Here is a 19661-nt window from a genome sequence, read left to right on the forward strand (position 1 = left end):
GCAGCGAGGCCCGGCACCCCAGCACGCCCTTCGCCCGCACAACGAGCCGAAACCGAATTCAGCTCATCCGCCCAGGCGGATCGGTGGATCGAGGCTAAGTACCGCAGCGGTGTGGTCATCCCCCGACGCCCGGACCTGGACGCCGGTGCTGCTCCCCCGTGCCGACGGCTATGCGGATGCCCGTGTTGTGTCACTCACTGCGGGGCCATCACGGACGGTGTCCCTGGTGCAACAGAGCTCCGCCGGGAAGCCCGTTCGCTATTCGACCTACTCCAGCGGCGACAACGGACTGACCTGGGAGCACGGAACTGACCTGGATGCGCCGTCGTCCGATCAGGAGGTGGCCTTTCCCCGGCTGGCTGTCAACGGCGAAGGGTTTGTGCTGCTGGCAACCCAAGGGCGGCCACGCCATCACACTCCCGTTCTTATGGTCAGCGGCGACGGCAGGCAATTCTCGGCCCGGCCTGTTGACCACACAGAACTCGAACAGGAGGATCTCAGTATTTACGCCATCGGGATCGCACGCGAAAAGTTGATGATCGCGGGCGCCACCGGGCCGGCTGACGGGCGCGAACCCTTTGGGATAAGCATCGATGTACCCGAGCCATGATGTGCCTGAGCCCTTGCGGAGCCCCTGCCGCGGACGGGCCCGCCTTGCAGCCGGCCGCGTTTCTGGCGTCAACAGCCGGTCAGGTGCCGCTTCGGCCGTTCCTGCCGGTAAAGGTAGCGGCCGGTTTCCTGGAATCCCGCCTTGGCGTAGAGCTGCTGGGCTCCGGAGTTCGCTGCGGTGACCAGCAGCCAGTAGCCGGCCAGGTTGCGCGCGTGGCCTTCATGCAGGAGTGCCTGCATGATCCGCAGGGCATGGCCGCGTCGCCGGGCGCCCGGGCGGGTGGCCATGCTGTACAGCCCGCCCCAACTGCCTCCTGCCTCCCCGGTGGGAGGGACAGCGAGCCGGCCGACGGCGGCGGGAACGCCGTCGTCGGACCTCACCAGGGCATAGAGCGACGGGCAGCCTGCCAGGATGCTGCGTGCGGTATCCCGATCGGCCGGGCCGCCGCGGCCATCCACACTCCACCACAGCTCCAGCCACTCATCGCTGGGATCCGTGAAGATCTCGACGCCGAGCAGAGCCGCCGCAGGTGGGCCCGCCGCCTCGGCGCCGTTGCTCCGGCACATCACCAGTGTTTCGGACTGCCGGGTGAAGCCTTCCCCGTCGAGGACGAGATTCAGTCCGGTGGAGCGGGGATCATCGAAGACCTGGAAAATCAGCGGCAGGCGCCGGCCGCGGTACCAGAGCCGCGCCGCACGCAGACCCTCGAGTTGCCGGTGGATGTCGCCCTCCGGCTCGCGCGGCCAGACCGAATTGGCGCGCTGAGTCACGCCGGAGGCCGCGCGAAGCACCCAGCCGTCGGATTCCTCTCGGTCCGGGGCCGGCCAGGCAGCGTCCATCAGCGACTCGAGCCCGGGCAGGGCTGGAGCAGGTCCTGGAGCTGTCATGGCATACCACCCTTCCGATGCGAAAGGCCCCCCGGTTTCCCGGGGAGCCTCTCGACTGCGGTGCTTGGATTACTCGGCCTTTTTGGGCTCTTCCGGTTTCGTTTGGGGCTTGAAGTCCACGCCGGCTTCCTTGCGCTGCTGCGCCGTGATCGGTGCGGGAGCCTGCGTCAGGGGGTCGTAACCGTTGCCCGTCTTCGGGAAGGCAATGACGTCGCGGATGGACTCAACGCCCGCCAGCAGTGCCACCACACGGTCCCAGCCGAACGCTATGCCGCCGTGCGGAGGTGCCCCGAACTTGAAGCCTTCCAGCAGGAAGCCGAACTTGGTCTGGGCGTCTGCCTTGTCCAGCCCCATCAGTTCAAACACCCGTTCCTGGACGTCACGCTCGTGGATTCGGATGGAGCCGCCGCCGATTTCGTTGCCGTTGCAGACAATGTCGTAAGCGTAGGACAGGGCCGATTCCGGGTCCTTGTCGAACGTGTCCATGAACTCGGGCTTGGGCGAGGTGAAGGCGTGGTGGACGGCCGTCCACTTTCCGGCGCCAACAGCCACATCGCCGGACGCCACCGCTGCGGCGGCCGGTTCGAACATGGGGGCGTCAACCACCCAGCAGAAGGCCCAGGCGCTGGGATCGATCAGGCCGGTGCGGTGGCCGATCTCCACGCGGGCAGCACCCAGGAGGGCGCGGGCAGCTGACTTCTCACCGGCGGCGAAGAAGATGCAGTCGCCTGGCTTGGCGCCCACGGCGTCGGCGAGGCCTGCACGCTCGGTTTCGTTCAGGTTCTTGGCAACCGGGCCGGCCAGTTCGCCGTCTTCCTTGAAGAGGACGTAGGCCAGGCCCTTGTGGCCGCGCTGCTTGGCGAATTCCTGCCAGCCGTCCAGGGTGCGTCGCGGCTGGGAAGCGCCGCCGGGCATCACCACGGCGCCGACATACGGGGCCTTGAAGACGCCGAAGCCGGTGTCCTTGAAGAATTCGGTGAGTTCCGTCAGCTCCACGCCGAAACGGAGATCGGGCTTGTCCGAGCCATAGCGCGCCATCGCGTCTGCGTAGGTGATGCGCTGGATGGGCGTCGGGATCTCGACGTCGATCAGCTTCCACAGCGCCTTGACGATGTTTTCGCCCAGGGCAATGATGTCGTCCTGGTCCACAAAGCTGGCTTCGATGTCCAGCTGGGTGAACTCGGGCTGGCGGTCGGCGCGGAAGTCCTCGTCGCGGTAGCAGCGCGCGATCTGGTAGTACTTCTCGAAACCGCCCACCTGCAGGAGCTGCTTGAAAAGCTGCGGGGACTGCGGCAGCGCATACCAGGAACCCGGCGCCAGGCGGGCGGGGACCACGAAGTCGCGGGCGCCTTCCGGCGTCGAACGCGTCAGCGTGGGGGTCTCAATCTCGACAAAGCCGTCCTGGTGGAGCAGTTCACGGGCAATCCGGTTGGCTTCTGAGCGCAGCCGGAGGTTGCGGGCGGGGCCGGGGCGGCGCAGGTCGAGGTAGCGGTGCTTCAGGCGGGCTTCCTCACCGACCTCCACGTGCTCGTCGATCTGGAACGGCAGCGGATCTGAAGTGTTGAGGATAACCACCTTGTCCGCCATGACCTCAATGGCGCCGGTGGCCAGGGCGGGGTTTTCGTTGCCCTGGGGGCGCTTGGAGACGGTGCCGGTGATCTGCAGGACGTACTCGTTGCGCAGACCGTGGAAGACCTCTTCCTCACGGACCACAACCTGGGCCACGCCGGACGCATCGCGCAGATCCACGAATGCAACACCACCGTGGTCACGACGGCGGCCCACCCAGCCGGCCAGGGTTACGGTTTGTCCAATGTGCTCGGAGCGAAGGGATCCGAGGTCATGTGTGCGCAGCACAGCACGCCTTTCTGAAGACGACAGCAGGAAAACAAAAGATAAAACTGCATAGGATCGTTCCGGGAACAATCCCGTCTGAGTTTACCCGCTGGAAAGGCCCGCCTCCCCCATGTCCGAGCACCAGCAGCTTCAACGCAGGCTTGGCGTGTTTGACGCCACGTCCATCGGCCTTGGCTCCATGCTGGGGGCCGGCGTTTTTGTGGTCTTCGCCCCGGCCGCGGGCCTGGCCGGAAATTTCCTGGTCCTGTCTGTCCTGATCGCGGGTGCCGTGGCCTACTGCAACGCGGCAGCCTCCGCAGAGTTGGCTGCACGGTATCCGGCCAGCGGTGGAACGTACGTGTACGGCCGGAAGCGGTTGGGGGAATGGCCTGGTTTCCTGGCTGGCTGGGGATTTGTCAGCGGCAAGACGGCCTCCTGCGCCGCGATGGCGCTGACGTTCGGCCACTACGTGGCACCGGGCTACGCCGTGCCGGTTGCCATCGCTGCGGTGGTTGCGTTGACCGCTGTGAACCTGTTCGGGATTACCCGCACAGCGTTCCTGACCAGGATCTTGCTGGTCGTTGTCCTGGCCACCCTGGTGTTTGTTGCCGTTGCCGCGATCGTGGGGCCGCATCCGTCCGGCGGGACGTCCGCTGGCTCGTCCCTTGCTGGCGGTTCGGGGGGAATCGAGGGGGTGCTGCCGGCCGCCGGCCTGATGTTCTTCGCCTTCGCAGGCTATGCGCGCATCGCCACCCTCGGTGAGGAAGTCAAGGACCCGGCCAAGACCATTCCGCGTGCGATCCTGGCTGCCCTCGCCGGCGCCTTCGTCATCTACCTGGCGTTGGCGCTGCTGCTCCAAAACCACTTGGCCGAAGGCCGGCTGGCCGCCACTGCGGCCCCGCTGCTGGAAGCCGTGGCTAATTCTCAGCTCGCAGCCGGCGCGCCAGTGGTCCAGGCCGGCGCGGCAGCAGCGTGCCTTGGCGCGTTGCTGGCACTCATCACCGGAGTGGGCCGTACCACCTTGGCCATGGCGCGGGAACGCGATCTGCCGGCGCCTCTGGCCCGGGTGGGCGGCAAGCACACGGTGCCGTTCGTGGCGGAACTGGCGGTGGCCGCCGTCGTGATTTTCCTGATCCTGGCCACTGACGTGATGACGGTGGTGGGGTTCTCCAGCTTCGGTGTGCTCATCTACTACGCGGTGACGAACGCCGCTGCGTACACCCTGGAGGAGCACCCCACCCACGGCCCGAGGTGGCTCAATGTGGCTGGCTTCACCAGTTGCCTGCTGCTGGCCTTCACACTGCCGCCCGCCTCGGTGTCGGGGATGGCCGCTGTGCTGGCCGCCGGAGCGGCCGGACGGTTCGTGGTGCTTCGGCTGCGCCGCTAGCTGGCCATTCAGGCGCAAGCCACGCCGTCGTGGGGCACTTTGGGGCACCAACCCAGGGAACCAGACCTAGAGTGCGGTGAGTCCGTGTCGAAGTGCCCCGTTCAGGCTGCCGCTGGGCTCCATCGCCGTCAGTGTCAGGGCTGCTGGCCGGCTGCCGTCGGCACCTGGACTGTTGTGACCTGGACGTTAAGGTCTTCCGACGGCGGAGTCCAGGTTGCGGGATCGGCGTCGGCCTGCTCGCCGGACCGGATGTCCTTGACCTGGTGCTTGCCGTCGTCGTCGGTGAACCAGACGAACGGGATCCCGCGGCGGTCCGCGAATTTGATCTGCTTCCCGAACTTCTCGGCCTTGGCAGCGACTTCGGTGGCGATGCCCCGGCTGCGGAGCTGGGCGGCAACATCCTGCGCGGCACCCCAGTTCTCGTCAGTGGTGAGCGCCACCAGCACGGCGGTGGGCACCGAACGGGAGGCCTTGGCCAGGTCCTGGCTCAGGATGCGCGACACCAGCCGCGTCACACCGATGGAGAGGCCGACGCCGGGGAACTTGCGGTTGCCCTTGCTCGCCAACGCGTCGTAGCGGCCGCCGGAGCAGATGGAACCGAGCTGTTCGTGGCCCACCAGGACCGTCTCCACCACCGTGCCGGTGTAGTAATCCAGGCCGCGGGCGATGCTGAGATCGGCAACAACCTTGCCCGGCGCGCGCTGCACGGCCGCTTCGATCACCTGTTCCAGCTCATTCAGGCCCTCCTCAAGGAGGTCGTTCGTCACGCCGAGCGCTCGGACCTGGGCCACAAACGAGGTGTCCTCGGTACGGATTCCTGCCAGCTTCAGCGCGGCCTGCGCCTGGTCATCAGTAGCACCCAGTTCGGTCTTGAGCAGCTCTGCGACCTTGGCTGCGCCGATCTTTTCCAGCTTATCGATGCTGCGGAGCACGCCGGCGGTGTCATCCAGGCCGATGCCGCGGTAGAAGCCCTCGGCAAGCTTGCGGTTGTTGATCCGGAGGCGGAAGTCCGGAATCGGCAGTGCGCTCAAGGCTTCGGCAATGACCAGGGCAATCTCCACGTCATAGCGGAACGGCAGCTCGCCGTCGCCCACCACATCGATGTCTGCCTGGGTGAATTCGCGGGCCCGGCCTTCCTGCGGGCGCTCCCCGCGCCAGACTTTCTGGATCTGGTAGCGCCGGAACGGGAACGCCAGGTACCCGGCGTTCTCAACGACGTACCGCGCAAAAGGCACCGTGAGGTCGAAGTGGAGAGCGAGGGCGTTGGGGTCAGCTTTGCCGGCCTTGCCCGCGTCGGAGGTGTCGGCGTCGTCGTCCTGAAGGCGGCTGAGGCCGTAGACCTCCTTATCAATCTCACCCTTGCGCAGCAGCTGGCCCACGGTTTCCACGGCACGGGTTTCGATGGACGCGAATCCGTGCAGCTCAAAAACCTTGCGCAGGGTGTCCAGCACGTGCAGCTCCACCAGCCGCTCCTCGGGAAGCCACTCGGGGAATCCGGACAGGGAGGCTGTGCGTGCCATGGTGGATGTTCTCCTCTTGATGAAGGGTGCCTGGGACTTTGCCCGGCATTCCGCCCGAAACGGGCGGGGAACGGCGGCAGTCTGGCAACTCATGCATAAACTATGTGCGGCAGTCAGTTTATGCGTCATCCGCCGGCATCTCTAATACGGCGGCCGGCACCGCAACGCTGCCGGCAGACAACCGCCTCCGGATTCAGTTCCTTCCGGACGCGGCCCGATACAAGGAGGACCATTGGCGGCCAGTTCACGCAGCGCCCGCGAAGCCAAACGGCGCATCCAGCAGATGGAGGCAAAGCGCGAGCTGCGGCGGGACCAGGAGAAACGCCGCAAGCGCGACAACCTCATCGCTGCCTGCGCCGGAACCGCCGCCGTCCTGCTCGCCGTCGTGCTTCAGTTCACTGTCTTTGCCGGCAATCCCACTGAACAGGAATTCGCCGCCGCGGAGGCTGGCCTGACCAGCCCAAGCGACTCCCCCACGCCTTCCGCGCCCGCCACGAACGGCGCGAACATCCCGGCCCCGGACACTGCCCCCGGGAAGGTGTTCACTGGTGAACTGGCACTGAACGGGAACGTGCTCGGCGTCGAAATCGACGGTACCAAGGCACCCCAGGCTGCCGCGGTCTTCAAAGCACTGACGGACGAGGGCTTCTACAACGGCAGCGCGTGCCACCGGCTGACCACGGGAGAAACCTTCGGGCTGCTGCAGTGCGGCGGCGCCTCCGCTGCCGCCGACCCCGACTACACTTGGGGACCCCTCGAAAACACCCCGGCAGACAACACCTACCCTGCGGGCACGATTGCCATAGCCCGGTCCGGCGACAACGCCTACGGTAACGGCAAGCAGTTCTTTGTGGTCTACAAAGACACAGTGATTCCCGCCGACTCCGCCGGGGGCTATACGGTGGTGGGCAAGGTGACCTCCGGAATGGAAGCAGTGACCGCCATCGCCGCCGCGGGAATCACCCCCGGCTCCAGCGCATCAGACGGCGCACCTGTGCAACCAGTCACGATAGACTCGGTTTCTCTGAAGTAGGAAGCCAGGCCATTACGGCCGCGGTGCAGTACGTGAGTATTTCCCTCCAAGCGAAAGACTTTTAGCGGTGACAGACAGTCAGAAATCCGACGAAACAGCAGCAGACCTGACCGAGGTAACGGCCCCCGCGGCTGACCAGGCAGACGCTGTCCAGGCAACCGCCGAACAGGACACGGTTGACGAAACCGTGGCTGAAGCGGACGTGGATCCAGAAGGCGTGGATCCAGAGGGCGTGGCCGTCCAGACCGAAGCTGCCGAGGCCACAGCGGACCCGGTGGAAGAGAGCGCGGCCGGTGATGAGAGCGCGGCTGTTCAGGCTCCCGCTGAAGAAGCCCCGGCTCCGGCACCCGTGCCTGCTCCGGCAGCTCGACCCGCCCCGTCACCGGCAGCCTTCGCCGCCCGGCCCAAACCGGCAGCGGCCGCACCTGCGGCAGCACCGGCACCCGTCGCCTCCGCGACCTCGCTGGCGGAAGCCGCTAAGTGGGGCCGTGTCGAGGGTGACGGCCACGTATTCCTGACGATCGACGGCGATGAGCACGCGGTGGGCCAGTACCCCGGCGTCAGCAATGACGAAGCCCTTGCCTACTTCGCACGGAAGCATGACGACATTGTTGCGCAGGTCCTGCTCCTGGAACAGCGCATCAGCTCCAAGGCGCCCAGCACCGATATGCAGAAGACCGTCACACACCTGCGCGAGCAGCTCGCAGAGCGGAACATGGTGGGAGACCTCCGTTCCACCGAAGCACGGCTGGACGCTGTTTCAGTGCAGATCGCCGAACTCGAAAAGGCAGAGAAGGCGGAACACGACGCCGTTCGCTCCGCCGAGCTCGCGGCCCGCGAGGCCATCGTGGCCGAAGCCGAAGAGATCTCGGGGCAGGATCCCGCACAGATCCAATGGAAGACCTCCAGCGCCCGGATGAACGACCTTTTTGAAAGCTGGAAGACAGCCCAGAAGGGCGGCATCCGGCTTGGGCGCAGCAACGAGGACGCCTTGTGGAAGCGGTTCCGTGCCGCCCGCACCGTCTTCGACCGTCACCGCCGCGCCTACTTCTCCCAGCTGGACAGCACCAACTCGGCCGCAAAATCGGCCAAGGAGAAGCTCATCGCAGAAGCCGAGGCCCTGTCCTCATCCACTGACTGGGGCTTCGCCGCAGGCGAATACCGCCGGCTCATGGATGAATGGAAGGCCTCACCGCGCGCCAGCCGCAAGGACGACGACGCCCTCTGGGCCCGTTTCCGTGCCGCCCAGGATGTGTTCTTCACACACCGGCAGGCAGCCAACGAGGAGATCGACCAGGAATACGCCGCCAACCTCACGGTGAAGGAAGCGCTCCTCGTCGAAGCGAACACCATCCTGCCGGTCAAGGACCTGGCCGCGGCCAAGAAGGCGCTCCAGTCTGTCCGCGACCGCTGGGAAGAGGCCGGCAAGGTCCCACGCGCCGACATGGGACGCATCGAAGCGGGACTCCGCAAGGTGGAGGACGCTGTCCGCAACGCCGAAGAGGAAAAATGGCAGCGCTCCAACCCCGAGACGAAGGCCCGCACCAACAGCGCCCTGTCGCAGCTGGAAGCAGCCATTTCCGGTCTGCAGGACGATCTCGCCAAGGCCGAGAAAGCCGGCGACCAGCGCAAGATCAAGGGGGCCCGCGAAGCCCTCGAGGCGAGGCAAGCCTGGTTGGACCAGATCCAGCGCTCGGCCAGCGAGCTTTCCTAGTCAGTAGTCTGTAGGACGCTTGTCGTCAGGCGCCCGTCGCAGGACGCATGGGCCCGGTCCCGGTTATCCACATAGCCGGAACCGGGCCTGTGCGCGTTAAGGGAAGACGCGGCAGGATGGAGGGATGGCCACCTCCTCACCACCCCAATACCCGGACCTGTATTCGCCGGGGAAGCCTTTCGCGTGGCCCGAACTCCAGTCGTTGGCAGCTGACGGCGTCCTGGCGCAGTTCCACCAGCACGGGTTTACGCTGCCAGACGCTCCCGCGTCACCCCAGGTGCGGGCCAGGACGGTGGCCAACGCGGTTCCGGCAGCGGTCAGGCAGCGAGTGGTGGCCGGGCGGATGACGGCGGCGTGGATCTACGGCTGTGCGGCTGAACCGGACCGGCTGGCGTTGCTTGTGGATGCGAAGCGGCGGATTTCGAGCCTCCGCAACACCCGGGGCTGCACGCTCCATGAAGTCCGGCTTGGTCCGTTCGACGTTGTCAGCATGGGCGGGCTGATGGTGTCCAGTCCCCTGCGCACTGCCGTCGACATCGCCCTGCACGTCGACGCCCACCGGGCCTTGCCAGCGCTGGCGAGGTTGCTGGCCCGCCCGGAGCGGGACGTGCGGCTGCGCCTGCTGATCCTGGCCATCGAGGCCAGCCCGCGTCTCCCGCACAAACGGGCCGCACTGGAAAAGCTGGCCCTGTTAGCTCCGGCGCTTGTTGCCGGTGGTCCGGTAGACATCGAACACGCCGTCGATGCGCCGCACGGCACTGAGGACGTGGCTGAGGTACTTGGGGTCGCCCATCTCGAAGGCGAACCTGGAGATGGCCACCCTGTCGGTGGAGGTGTTCACGCTGGCCGCCAGAATGTTGACGTGGTTCTCGGACAGGACGCGCGTGACGTCCGAGAGCAGGGACTTCCGGTCAAGCGCCTCAACCTGGATCTCCACCAGGAAAACACTTGACTGGGTGGGTGCCCAGTCCACCTCGACAATCCTGTCGGGCTGGTCCCGGAGATCCGAAATGTTGGTGCAGTCCGTACGGTGCACCGAAACACCGGAGCCGCGGGTGACAAAGCCGAGAATCGGATCCGGCGGAACGGGCGTGCAACAGCGCGCGAGCTTCACCCAGACATCGCCAACGCCGCGCACCACCACGCCGGAATCGGAGAACTTGGTTTTGGCCACCTGCGTGGGGATGCTGACTTCAGTGATGTCGTCGTCAGTGCTCTCGTTGCCGCCCAGGCTTTCAACGAGTTTCTCCATGACCGACTGCGCTGACGTATGACCGTCCCCTACGCCGGCGTAGAGGCCCGAGATGTCAAGGTACTTGAACTCTGCGGCTACCGCCGCGAGGGCCTCGTGCGTCATCAAGCGCTGCAGGGGCAGGTTCTGTTTGCGCATCGCCCGTGTCAGCAGTTCCTTGCCGCGGTCAATTGCTTCTTCGCGCCGTTCCTTGCTGAACCACTGACGGATTTTATTCCGGGCTCGGGCACTCTTGACGAAATGCTGCCAGTCCTGGCTGGGCCCGGCACCTTCGGCCTTGGAGGTAAAGATCTCAACCCAGTCACCGTGGTTCAGCTCGCTGTTCAAGGGCACGAGCTTGCCGTTGACCCGTGCGCCGATGGTGCGATGTCCCACTTCGGTGTGGACGGAGTAGGCAAAATCCACCGGAGTCGATCCGGCGGGCAGTGCCATGACTTCACCCTTGGGGGTAAAGACAAAGACTTCGCGGGCGTTGATCTCAAACCGCAGCGAGTCCAGGAACTCTCCGGGATCGGACGTTTCCTGCTGCCAGTCAACCAGGGACCTCAGCCAGCCCATGTCGCCGTCGCGGGGGCTGCCCGGCCCCACAGCCGTTCGGTTGGGCTGATCCTTGTACTTCCAGTGTGCGGCCACGCCGTACTCAGCACGGCGGTGCATTTCGTGGGTCCTGATCTGGATCTCCACGGGCTTGCCGCCGGGTCCGATCACCGTGGTGTGCAGTGACTGGTACATATTGAACTTGGGCATGGCGATGTAGTCTTTGAAACGCCCCGGCAGCGGGTTCCAGCGCGAATGCATGGTGCCCAGGGCGGCGTAACAGTCCCGGACCGAATCGACGAGTACACGGACGCCCATGAGGTCGTTGATGTCGTCGAAATCCTTGTCCCGGACGATCATCTTCTGATAGATCGAGTAATAGTGCTTCGGCCTGCCGGTAATGGTGGCCTTGATCCGGGCGGTACGTAGGTCGTCGGTGATCTGGTCCCGGATGACGCCGAGGCTTTTCTCCCGTTCCGGGGTGCGGTCGCCCACCATCCGGACGATTTCCTCATAGACCTTTGGATAGAGGGCCGCGAAGGACAGGTCCTCCAACTCCCATTTGATGGTGTTCATGCCCAGGCGGTGGGCCAGGGGCGCGAATATTTCCAGGGTTTCGCGGGCTTTTCGGGCCGACGACTCCGCGGAGACAAACCGCCAGGTACGGGCGTTGTGGAGCCTGTCCGCGAGCTTGATCATAAGGACCCGGATGTCCTTGGCCATGGCTACAACCATCTTGCGGACGGTCTCTGACTGCGCGGCTTCACCGAAGCTGACTTTGTCCAGCTTGGTGACGCCGTCCACCAGCATGGCAACCTCTGGACCGAAGTCCCTTTTGAGGTCCGCCAGCGTGTAAGGGGTGTCCTCGACCGTGTCGTGCAGCAGCGCCGCGGCGAGGGTGGCTCCGCTGAGGCCCAGCTCAGCGAGGATGGTGGCTACGGCCACGGGGTGGGTGATGTAGGGATCACCGCTCTTCCGCTTCTGCCCGCGGTGGCTCTGCTCAGCCACCTCGAAGGCGCGCTGGATGAGATCAAAATCTTCTTTGGGGTTGTTCGCACGGACAGTACGCAGCAGCGGCTCAAGAATGGGCGAATAGGTTGCCGTGCCGCGGCCGGTCAGCCGGGCCAGGCGGGAGCGGGTACGTTCGCGGCGGCCGGGAAATGTTGGGCGGGCGCCCGAATTGTCCACGGGAACAACCGGCGCCGGGCGCGCGGAAGCGGTCAGTCCGGTCTGAACTCCGTGTCCCGGACTGTTATCCCCGCCTGCCGTTGGCACCGACGCCGAACGTTCTTCCAATGAAGCACCCCTCACGACTGGTTAATTACCCCAGTCTATTCCCCCGCCAGTTCACTTATGTAACCGGCGCCTAAATGCGAAACGGGCCGGGCGACGTCGGTATTCCGACGGCGCCCGGCCCGCTTTGGTGCGAAAGGTCAGGCCCCTGCGGGCTCAGCCGATTCTTCGGTCCGGGAGTTGTTCGCGGACCTGCGGTGTTCAACACGTTTCGCCTGCTTCAGCAGGTCAGGTTCGTTCTGGCGCAGCCAGGCATACATCGGCGCAGCGATGAATATGGTGGCCGCCGTACCGATCAGAATTCCGACGAACAGTGCCAGCGACAGGTCGCGCAGCGTGCCGGCCCCCAGCAGGCCGGCCCCGATGAATAGGATGGCACCGACCGGGAGTATGGCCACCATCATGGTGTTGATGGAACGCACCAGGGTCTGGTTGACGGCGAGGTTGACTTCCTCACCGAAAGTGCGGCGCGTGGACGCATCGAGGTCAGCGGTGTTCTCACGGATCTTGTCGAAGACCACCACCGTGTCATACAAGGAGTAGCTGAGCACCGTCAGGAACCCGATGATGGCTGAGGGCGTTACCTCGAAGTCGCTGAGCGCATACACGCCGGCGGTGATGAACATCGTCACCAGCATTCCAGCCATCGCGGACAGCGACATCTTCCAGGTCCGGAAGTACAGCGCCATTAGCACAGCGGCCAGGGCCACAAAGACGAGGAGGCCGATCAGGGCCTGCTTGGTGACATCCGCGCCCCAGGTGGGTCCGATAAAGGTTGATGTCACCTCGTTGTCGGTGACGCCGTAGGCCGAGGTGAGGCCTTCCTTGATCCTGAGGGTCTCGTCGTCCGTGAGCTTGTCCGTCTGGATCCGCATGGTGGTACCGGCGACATTGGCCACACGGGGAACGCTGCCGGCCACAACGTCTTCGACAACCTTTTCACCCAGGGCCGAGTCGGTGCTTTGCACGTTGGAGACGGTGAACTCTGAACCGCCGCGGAATTCGATGCCAAGGTTGAAGCCGCCCTTGGCAACCGGAAGGAGGATGGACAGCGCCACCGCCACCGCCGCGATGAGGAACCACAGTTTCTTGGCCCCGACGAAGTTGTAGGAGCGCTTCCCGGTGTAGAGCTCGTTGCCGAAATTGGCGAAGCTACTGGACATTACTTGTTCTCCTTGGCTGCGCTCTTGGAGGAGCCGCTGAGCTGCTCCTGCTTTTCCGCGAGGCGGCGTTCTGCGATGGTCATGCGTCGTTCAGCCTCGGCGACCGCGCCGGTGTTCTTGGCGCGGACCACGGAAGGCTTGGCCTCCGGCGTCCGCAGGCGCCCGGCGCCGCGGTACAGGGGCACAACACCCAGACGTTTGGGGTCCAGGCCGGAGAACGGGTGGCCCTCCCCGAAGAACTTGGTGCGCGCCAGGAGCTGCAGCGTCGGGTGCGTGAACATAAAGACCACGATGAGGTCGGCAATGGCCGTCAGACCCAGCGTGAAAGCGAACCCGCGGACGTTGCCGACAGCCACAAAGTACAGCACCAGGGCGGCCAGCAGGTTCACGGCCTTGGAGGCAAGGACCGTGCGCTTGGCCCGCTTCCAGCCGTTCTCCACGGCGGAGACCAATCCACGGCCTTCACGGAGTTCATCTCGGATGCGTTCAAAGTAGACGATGAACGAGTCAGCGGTCTGGCCAATGGCAACGATGATGCCAGCCACGCCGGCCAGGGAAAGCCGGTAGTTTTCAGTCCAGCCCAGGAGGGCAATGGCCAGATAGGTGAGGGCGCCGGCCACCACCAGCGATGCAATGGTTACCAGGCCCAAGGCTCGGTACTGGAAGAGTGAGTAGACCACCACTAGGAGCAAGCCGATGATGCCTGCAAGGAGGCCCATGCGCAGCTGTTCGCCACCCAAGGTGGCAGAGATCTGCTGGTCGCTCTGGATCTCGAAGCTGATGGGGAGCGCGCCGAAGCGGAGCTGGTCGGAAAGGACCTTGGCGGTCTGTTCGGTGAAGCCGCCGGTGATCTGGGGACGTCCGTCGGTGATGACTGCCAAGGAGCGCGGCGCGGAAATGACCTGGTCGTCCAGAACGATGGCGAACTGCGCCTTCGGGTCGTTGCCGGTCTCGCCGCCGGCTGCCACGTAGAACTGGTTCAGGCGTTCGGTGACTGTCTTGAACTTGGCGGTGCCTTCGTCGTCGAACTGGATGTTAACGGCCCAGTCGTTGGTCACAGCGCCCTGCGCACCCTGCTGGAGCTGGAAGGAGGACGTGACAATGTTGCCGCCCTTGACCTCCACCGGACCCAGGATGTACTTGATGGCCGGCGTGGTCTCAGTTGCCGGTTCGCAGGTAACAAGGGGTTTGGCGGGATCCGAGGCTTCCGGGCTCTCCGGCGCAGGATTGTTGCAGTCCATGGTTTCGAACTGCCGGTAGATGTCCGCGGTGATCCAGTTGATATCGCTGCCGTTGGCGGGTTCTGCCGTGGGCTTCGGAAGCTGGTCTTCGGGGGTGAGGGATTCCGTGGGGACGGGCGCGCCGTCTCCGTTCAGCAATACCGGACGGAAGTTCATGTCCGCGGAGGCCTGGATCAGGTCCCGGGTTTCCTTCGTGGGTGTACCCGGCAGGCTGACCACTACGTTGCGGCCGGACTGCGTGCTGATTTCCGCTTCGGCAACACCTGAACCATCCACACGCTGGCGGATGATGGCTACGGCCTGGTTGAGCTGCTCTTCATTGATGTCCGAACCGCCCTCAACCTTAGGCGCCAGGATCATCTGGGTGCCACCCTCGAGGTCCAGTGCCAGCTTGGGTGCCCAGCTTGCCTGTCCGGCAAGGGTGCCGCCGGCCAGGACGGCGGTCAGCACGGCTAGGACTACGCCGAGCCACACCAGTACCCTCAGACCTGAGTTGTTAGGGCCAGTTCGTGCCATTGTCGATCTTTCTCTTATTTACGGAGGAACCACCGGCGGGAGCTATCAGTCCCACCGGCGGTTGTCCCCAGCCGTAGAGGTGTTGTAACGCGGGCTGCCGTGCGGCGAGGACTAGTTGTCCTTCTTGCCCTCGTCGTTGAGGCGCTTCAGGGTCTCGTCCGGGGTTTCGGCGGATGCCGTCGGGGTGCCCGCTTCTTCAGTGGTCAGGGAGGAGGCGTCATCCGGAACGGCCGGAGTCTCGGCTTCGACAGGCTCCACGATCTTGGTCACTGCCTGGCGGTGGACGGTGGCCAGGTTCCCGGGCGAGAGTTCCAGGACAACCTTGTTCTCGGCGTCGTCCATGGAGACAATCCGGCCAAAGAGTCCGAAGCTCGTCATGACCTCGACACCAGGCTCGAACTGGGACTGCAGCGTTGCCTGCTGCTCCTTGGTCTTCTTGTTGCGGCGGAACATCATGAAGATAAAGATTCCGAGCATTGCGAACAAGACGATGTTCATTGGATCCACAGGGAAGATTCCGTTCTGTACTGGCGTATCGGGTGTTTGGCAGCGTCCGCGTCGTTCCCCGTTGCAGAAAAATTGTGCCGGGCGGGCAACGGCTCCTCGGAGCCGCCGCGGGAACACAGACCCGAACGTGCCGGGTGTCATACCAGTCTAAAGGGAAAAGCTGGGACGACAGTGCTATTGACCGTTCGGTGCCCATTCAGGCGTGGACGCGGCGCTTTCCGGGTCCGGTTCGAACAGATCAAGCGGCTCCTGCCCGAAAACTCCGGCCGGTACGGCGAAGCCCAAGTGGGTCCAGGCCGGAGCCATGGCGATGCGTCCCCTGGGCGTCCTGCCCAGCAGGCCTTCGCGCACCAGGAACGGTTCCGCCACCGTTTCCACGGTCTCGGTCTCCTCCCCCACCGCAATGGCCAGGGTAGAAAGTCCCACGGGTCCCCCGCCGAACTTCGTAATGAGTGCCTCCAGGACTGCCCGGTCCAGCCGGTCCAGGCCTCGCTTGTCCACTTCATACATGTCCAGGGCAGCGGAAGCGGCGCGGGCATCAATCTGCTCAATCCCATGCACGAGTGCCCAGTCCCGGACCCGGCGGAGCAGGCGGTTGGCAATACGCGGCGTACCGCGGGACCGGCCGGCAATTTCGCTGAAGCCCGCAGAGTTGACCTTGAGGTCCAGCAGGCCGGCGGAGCGCCTGAGCACCAGTTCGAGCTCGGCCACGCTGTAGAACTCCAAATGCCCGGTGAACCCGAACCTGTCCCGGAGCGGTCCGGGCAGCAGACCGGCGCGCGTGGTGGCACCCACCAGGGTGAAGGGCGGGAGTTCCAACGGAATGGCGGTGGCCCCGGCGCCCTTGCCCACCACAATGTCCACACGGAAATCTTCCATGGCCATGTAAAGCATTTCCTCTGCCGGCCGTGACATCCGGTGGATCTCGTCCAGGAACAGGACCTCCCCTTCGGAAAGCGAGGAGAGGATGGCGGCGAGGTCCCCGGCGTGCTGGATGGCCGGACCGCTGCTGATCCGCAGTGGCGCGTTCATTTCAGCAGCCACGATCATGGCAAGGGTGGTTTTGCCCAGGCCTGGAGGGCCGGAGAACAGCACGTGGTCCGCGCTGCGTCCCCGCATCCGGGAGGCCTGCAGGACCAGCGAGAGTTGCCGGCGGACCCGGTGCTGGCCCACGAAGTCATCCAGGTTCTTCGGCCGGAGGGCGGCTTCGATCACCCGTTCCTCTGGTTCCTCCCCAGCCGCCACCACCGAAGGCTCAGCCACGGCTGCCTACGCGGTTGCCGGCCCGCGCGCCGTCCTGGCCCAGCCAGCGCAGCGTGGTCCGCAGGATTTCGGCCACATTGCCACGGAATTCAACCTCGGGATCGTCCGCAAGGGCCTTCTCAATGCTGGCAGCCGCGTCCTTTTCCGACCAGCCGAGGCTGGTCATGGCCGCCACCACTTGGGGCTTCCAGGCTGCTTCGGCCGGCGTGGACGCACCGGCGGCACCTGCCGTGCCGCGCGGCACCAGCTTGCCAGCCAGTTCCAGCACGATCCGTCCGGCCACCTTGGGGCCGATGCCTGGCACCGTCGTAAACGTTTTGCTGTCACCTGTGTGGGCAGCAACCCGGATCGCTTCAGGCTCGTGCACGGCGAGCACCGCCAGTGCGAGCCGCGGGCCCACGCCGCTGACACTTAGCAGGACGTCAAAAACTTCGCGTTCGTCGTCGGAGGCAAAGCCGTACAGGGTGAGTGAATCCTCGCGCACGATCAGCGAGGTGAAGAGCTTACCTTCCTCGCCGGTGCGGAGGCGGCTGAGGGTCTGCGGCGTGGCGTTGACGCTCATGCCCGCCCCGTTGAGGTCGATTACGGCAGTGGAAAGGCCAACGTGCGCAACGGTTCCGCGAAGGAAACTGATCAAAGCCGGGCTCCTGGTGTACTGCCGGGCTCCTGGGAACAGGACCGGCTATCCGAACATATCTACGAATACCCTAGCAAGCGCCCCGGACATTCAGCGCCCGCGGCGCGCTTTCGCCTCGGCGTCGGCCCAGGCGCGCTGGGCCGGAGTCAGCGAGAGGCTGCCGGGGCCGGTGGTGGCCACGGCGGCGCCGCTGCCCGCCCGCCAGGCGTGGGTGATGGCCAGGGCAAGGGCATCTGCAGCGTCCGCCGGCCGCGGCGGCGCGTCCAGCCGGAGGATTTTTGTGACGAGTTTGGTCACGGCTTCCTTGTTGGAGGTGCCGCTGCCGGTCACGGCTGCTTTCACCTCCGACGGCGTGTGCAGTGCCACCGGGATCCCGCGCCGGGCCGCCGCGGCAATCACCACACCGGAGGCCTGCGCCACCCCCATCACCGTGCTGACGTTGAGCTGGGAAAAAACGCGTTCGACGGCGAGCACGTGCGGCTCGTAGCGGTCCAGCCACTCGTCGATGGCCAAGGCAATCACCAGCAGGCGTTGGTCCAGGGTCTCCTCGGGAGAGGTGCCCACCACCCCGACGGCCACCATCGTGGCCCGCCGGTTCCGTTCGACGTCGACCACGCCGATGCCGCACCGGGTGAGGCCCGGGTCAACGCCCAATACGCGCAAGGTCACCCTGGGACATCCGCCCTAGGCCACAAAGCGGAAGGTCACTCAGCTTCCAGGGCGGCCTGGACTTCGTCGCTGAGGTCGGCGTTGCTGTAGACGTTCTGGACGTCGTCGAGCTCTTCCAGGGTGTCCACGAGCTTCATGAACTTCTTCGCGGCGTCGAGGTCCAGCGGAACCTGCATGGACGGCACAAACTCGGCCTCGTCGGTCTCGTACTCGATTCCGGCTTCCTTGAGGGCATCGCGGATGGCCTGGAGGTCGGTCGGCTCGGAGTGGATCTCAAAGCTGTCGCCGTTGTCCTTGACTTCCTCGGCTCCGGCGTCGAGGACGGCCATCAGTACGTCGTCCTCGCTCAGGCCGTTCTTCGGCAGCGAGACGACGCCCTTACGGCTGAACAGGTAGCTGACCGAACCGGGATCGGCGATGGTGCCGCCGTTGCGGGAGATGGCCAGGCGGACCTCGGAGGCGGCGCGGTTCTTGTTGTCCGTGAGGCACTCGATCAGCAGCGCCGAACCCTGCGGGCCGCGGCATTCGTACATGATCTCGGTGTAGTCAACCACTTCGCCGGTGAGGCCGGCACCACGCTTGATGGCGCGGTCGATGTTGTCGGCCGGAACGGAGGTCTTCTTGGCCTTGGTGACGGCGAGTTCCAGGCCGGGGTTGCCGGCGAGGTCCGGTCCGCCCATACGCGCAGCGACTTCGATGTTCTTGATCAGCTTGGCGAACGATTTTGCGCGGCGGCTATCGAGGATGGCCTTCTTGTGCTTGGTCGTTGCCCATTTGGAGTGTCCTGACATGCTTTACGCGTCTCCTCTGATCATGCGGATAAAAAGTTCATGTACGCGTTTCTCCCCAGTCACTTCCGGGTGGAAGGAGGTGGCCAGCAGGTGGCCGGAACGCACTGCAACAATTCTAGCTGTCCCCGGCAGACTCGCCGCGTGGGACGCGTGCTCAGGGTCTGCGGGCTCCACCTGGGCCAGGATCTCCACGCCGGCGCCGACGCGTTCCACCCAAGGGCCTCGGATGAACACTGCGTGGACTGGGGCAACGCCGGATTCCGTGGCGCTGAAGCCAAGACCCTTGAAATCCAGGTCCGTTTCGAATGACTCGCGCTGGCGGCCGAAGGCGTTGCGCCGCACTGTGATGTCCAGGCCGCCGAAGGTCTGCTGCGGGTTGCCGGCCAGGTCTGTGGCCGGGTCGGCGATCTCGTCGGCGAGGAGGATCATCCCGGCGCAGGAACCGTAGACCGGCAGTCCGTCGCGGATCCGGTCCCTCAACGGAACGGCCAGCTCAAAGGCGCGGGCCAGTTTGTCGATGGCCGTGGATTCGCCGCCGGGAATGATGAGGCCGTCCAGGCCGTCCAGTTCGGAGGGCCGGCGGATTCCGATGCCGGCGGCACCGGCGGCTTCCACGGCCCGGAGGTGTTCGCGGAAGTCGCCCTGAAGTGCCAGGACGCCGATCCGCAGGCCCGAGCCCACGCGTGCAGAAGCAGCCGAAAGGGGGTTTGTCATCCAATCAGCATAATGTGCGCGGGTCCCGGGGCGGCGCCGGAAGCGCTTCCCGGGAAGGGTTCTATGCCCTTGCTGGGATATATTACAGAGC

16 protein-coding genes and 1 pseudogene are annotated in these 19661 nt (G+C 65.2%); 5 read left to right on the forward strand and 12 right to left on the reverse strand.

What is annotated here, in order from left to right:
* Nucleotides 1-610: hypothetical protein (locus NG696_RS17340; protein WP_252576263.1), on the forward strand; the 610-nt coding region annotated here is incomplete at its 5' end.
* 68 nt (nt 611-678) lie between these two features.
* On the opposite strand, the gene NG696_RS17345 is transcribed toward NG696_RS17340, so the two are convergent.
* A complete protein-coding gene (locus NG696_RS17345; protein ID WP_252563571.1) occupies nt 679-1497 on the reverse strand; it encodes a GNAT family N-acetyltransferase in 819 nt (272 codons plus the stop codon).
* Between the two features lie 69 nt (nt 1498-1566).
* The gene (gene aspS / locus NG696_RS17350; RefSeq protein WP_252563568.1) at nt 1567-3354 is read right to left on the reverse strand and encodes an aspartate--tRNA ligase; all 1788 of its coding nucleotides are present in this window, start codon (nt 3352-3354) and stop codon (nt 1567-1569) included.
* Between the two features lie 109 nt (nt 3355-3463).
* Between aspS and NG696_RS17355 the strand changes: the two genes are divergently transcribed.
* Nucleotides 3464-4720 carry an APC family permease gene (locus tag NG696_RS17355; RefSeq protein WP_252563565.1) on the forward strand — a complete coding sequence of 419 codons (1257 nt, stop codon included), beginning with the start codon at nt 3464-3466 and terminating at the stop codon, nt 4718-4720.
* Nucleotides 4721-4854: 134 nt separating this feature from the next.
* On the opposite strand, the gene hisS is transcribed toward NG696_RS17355, so the two are convergent.
* Nucleotides 4855-6240, reverse strand: coding sequence for a histidine--tRNA ligase (gene hisS, locus NG696_RS17360; protein ID WP_252576264.1), 1386 nt, complete (start codon nt 6238-6240; stop codon nt 4855-4857).
* Between the two features lie 232 nt (nt 6241-6472).
* Here hisS and NG696_RS17365 point away from each other — a divergent pair, with 232 nt between their 5' ends.
* The 3 genes and pseudogenes from NG696_RS17365 to NG696_RS21220 all read left to right on the forward strand — a co-directional run.
* Nucleotides 6473-7273, forward strand: coding sequence for a peptidylprolyl isomerase (locus NG696_RS17365; protein ID WP_252576265.1), 801 nt, complete (start codon nt 6473-6475; stop codon nt 7271-7273).
* Nucleotides 7274-7340: 67 nt separating this feature from the next.
* Nucleotides 7341-8987 (forward strand): DUF349 domain-containing protein, encoded by a 1647-nt coding sequence (locus NG696_RS17370; RefSeq protein ID WP_252576266.1) that lies wholly within the window; start codon nt 7341-7343, stop codon nt 8985-8987.
* Between the two features lie 343 nt (nt 8988-9330).
* Nucleotides 9331-9570 (forward strand): annotated as a pseudogene (locus tag NG696_RS21220) (type IV toxin-antitoxin system AbiEi family antitoxin); the annotation flags it as partial.
* 108 nt (nt 9571-9678) lie between these two features.
* On the opposite strand, the gene NG696_RS17380 reads toward NG696_RS21220, so the two are convergent.
* The 9 genes from NG696_RS17380 to pdxT form a co-directional block, all read right to left on the reverse strand.
* Nucleotides 9679-12072, reverse strand: coding sequence for a RelA/SpoT family protein (locus tag NG696_RS17380; RefSeq protein WP_305884414.1), 2394 nt, complete (start codon nt 12070-12072; stop codon nt 9679-9681).
* A 137-nt stretch (nt 12073-12209) separates the two neighbouring features.
* Nucleotides 12210-13232, reverse strand: coding sequence for a protein translocase subunit SecF (gene secF, locus NG696_RS17385; protein WP_252563551.1), 1023 nt, complete (start codon nt 13230-13232; stop codon nt 12210-12212).
* A complete protein-coding gene (secD, locus tag NG696_RS17390; protein ID WP_252563548.1) occupies nt 13232-14989 on the reverse strand; it encodes a protein translocase subunit SecD in 1758 nt (585 codons plus the stop codon). Before secD ends, secF begins: the two co-directional genes overlap by 1 nt.
* 111 nt (nt 14990-15100) lie before the next feature.
* Nucleotides 15101-15487, reverse strand: a complete 387-nt coding sequence (gene yajC / locus NG696_RS17395; protein WP_252563545.1) for a preprotein translocase subunit YajC — start codon at nt 15485-15487, stop codon at nt 15101-15103.
* 183 nt (nt 15488-15670) lie between these two features.
* Nucleotides 15671-16759: a Holliday junction branch migration DNA helicase RuvB gene (ruvB, locus tag NG696_RS17400; protein ID WP_252563542.1), complete on the reverse strand. Its 1089-nt coding sequence runs from the start codon at nt 16757-16759 to the stop codon at nt 15671-15673.
* On the reverse strand, nt 16752-17396 hold the full coding sequence (ruvA, locus tag NG696_RS17405; RefSeq protein ID WP_252563539.1) for a Holliday junction branch migration protein RuvA: 645 nt from the start codon (nt 17394-17396) through the stop codon (nt 16752-16754). The genes ruvB and ruvA overlap by 8 nt, the downstream gene beginning before the upstream one ends.
* A 90-nt stretch (nt 17397-17486) precedes the next feature.
* Nucleotides 17487-18065 carry a crossover junction endodeoxyribonuclease RuvC gene (gene ruvC, locus NG696_RS17410; RefSeq protein WP_185260676.1) on the reverse strand — a complete coding sequence of 193 codons (579 nt, stop codon included), beginning with the start codon at nt 18063-18065 and terminating at the stop codon, nt 17487-17489.
* A 35-nt stretch (nt 18066-18100) separates the two neighbouring features.
* Nucleotides 18101-18856 (reverse strand): YebC/PmpR family DNA-binding transcriptional regulator, encoded by a 756-nt coding sequence (locus tag NG696_RS17415; protein ID WP_252576267.1) that lies wholly within the window; start codon nt 18854-18856, stop codon nt 18101-18103.
* A gap of 3 nt (nt 18857-18859) precedes the next feature.
* Nucleotides 18860-19570: a pyridoxal 5'-phosphate synthase glutaminase subunit PdxT gene (gene pdxT / locus NG696_RS17420; protein ID WP_252576268.1), complete on the reverse strand. Its 711-nt coding sequence runs from the start codon at nt 19568-19570 to the stop codon at nt 18860-18862.
* Nucleotides 19571-19661 lie beyond the last annotated feature (91 nt).

Source organism: Pseudarthrobacter cellobiosi (genome assembly GCF_023913755.1).
Taxonomy (GTDB): Bacteria; Actinomycetota; Actinomycetes; order Actinomycetales; family Micrococcaceae; genus Arthrobacter; species Arthrobacter cellobiosi.

Coding starts and splice junctions, on each gene's coding strand:
- NG696_RS17355 (WP_252563565.1), top strand. CDS start 3,464: ATGTCCGAGCACCAGCAGCTTCAACGCAGGCTTGGCGTGTTTGACGCC.
- secD (WP_252563548.1), bottom strand. CDS start 14,989: ATGGCACGAACTGGCCCTAACAACTCAGGTCTGAGGGTACTGGTGTGG.
- hisS (WP_252576264.1), bottom strand. CDS start 6,240: ATGGCACGCACAGCCTCCCTGTCCGGATTCCCCGAGTGGCTTCCCGAG.
- NG696_RS17345 (WP_252563571.1), bottom strand. CDS start 1,497: ATGACAGCTCCAGGACCTGCTCCAGCCCTGCCCGGGCTCGAGTCGCTG.
- yajC (WP_252563545.1), bottom strand. CDS start 15,487: ATGAACATCGTCTTGTTCGCAATGCTCGGAATCTTTATCTTCATGATG.
- secF (WP_252563551.1), bottom strand. CDS start 13,232: ATGTCCAGTAGCTTCGCCAATTTCGGCAACGAGCTCTACACCGGGAAG.
- NG696_RS17415 (WP_252576267.1), bottom strand. CDS start 18,856: ATGTCAGGACACTCCAAATGGGCAACGACCAAGCACAAGAAGGCCATC.
- pdxT (WP_252576268.1), bottom strand. CDS start 19,570: ATGACAAACCCCCTTTCGGCTGCTTCTGCACGCGTGGGCTCGGGCCTG.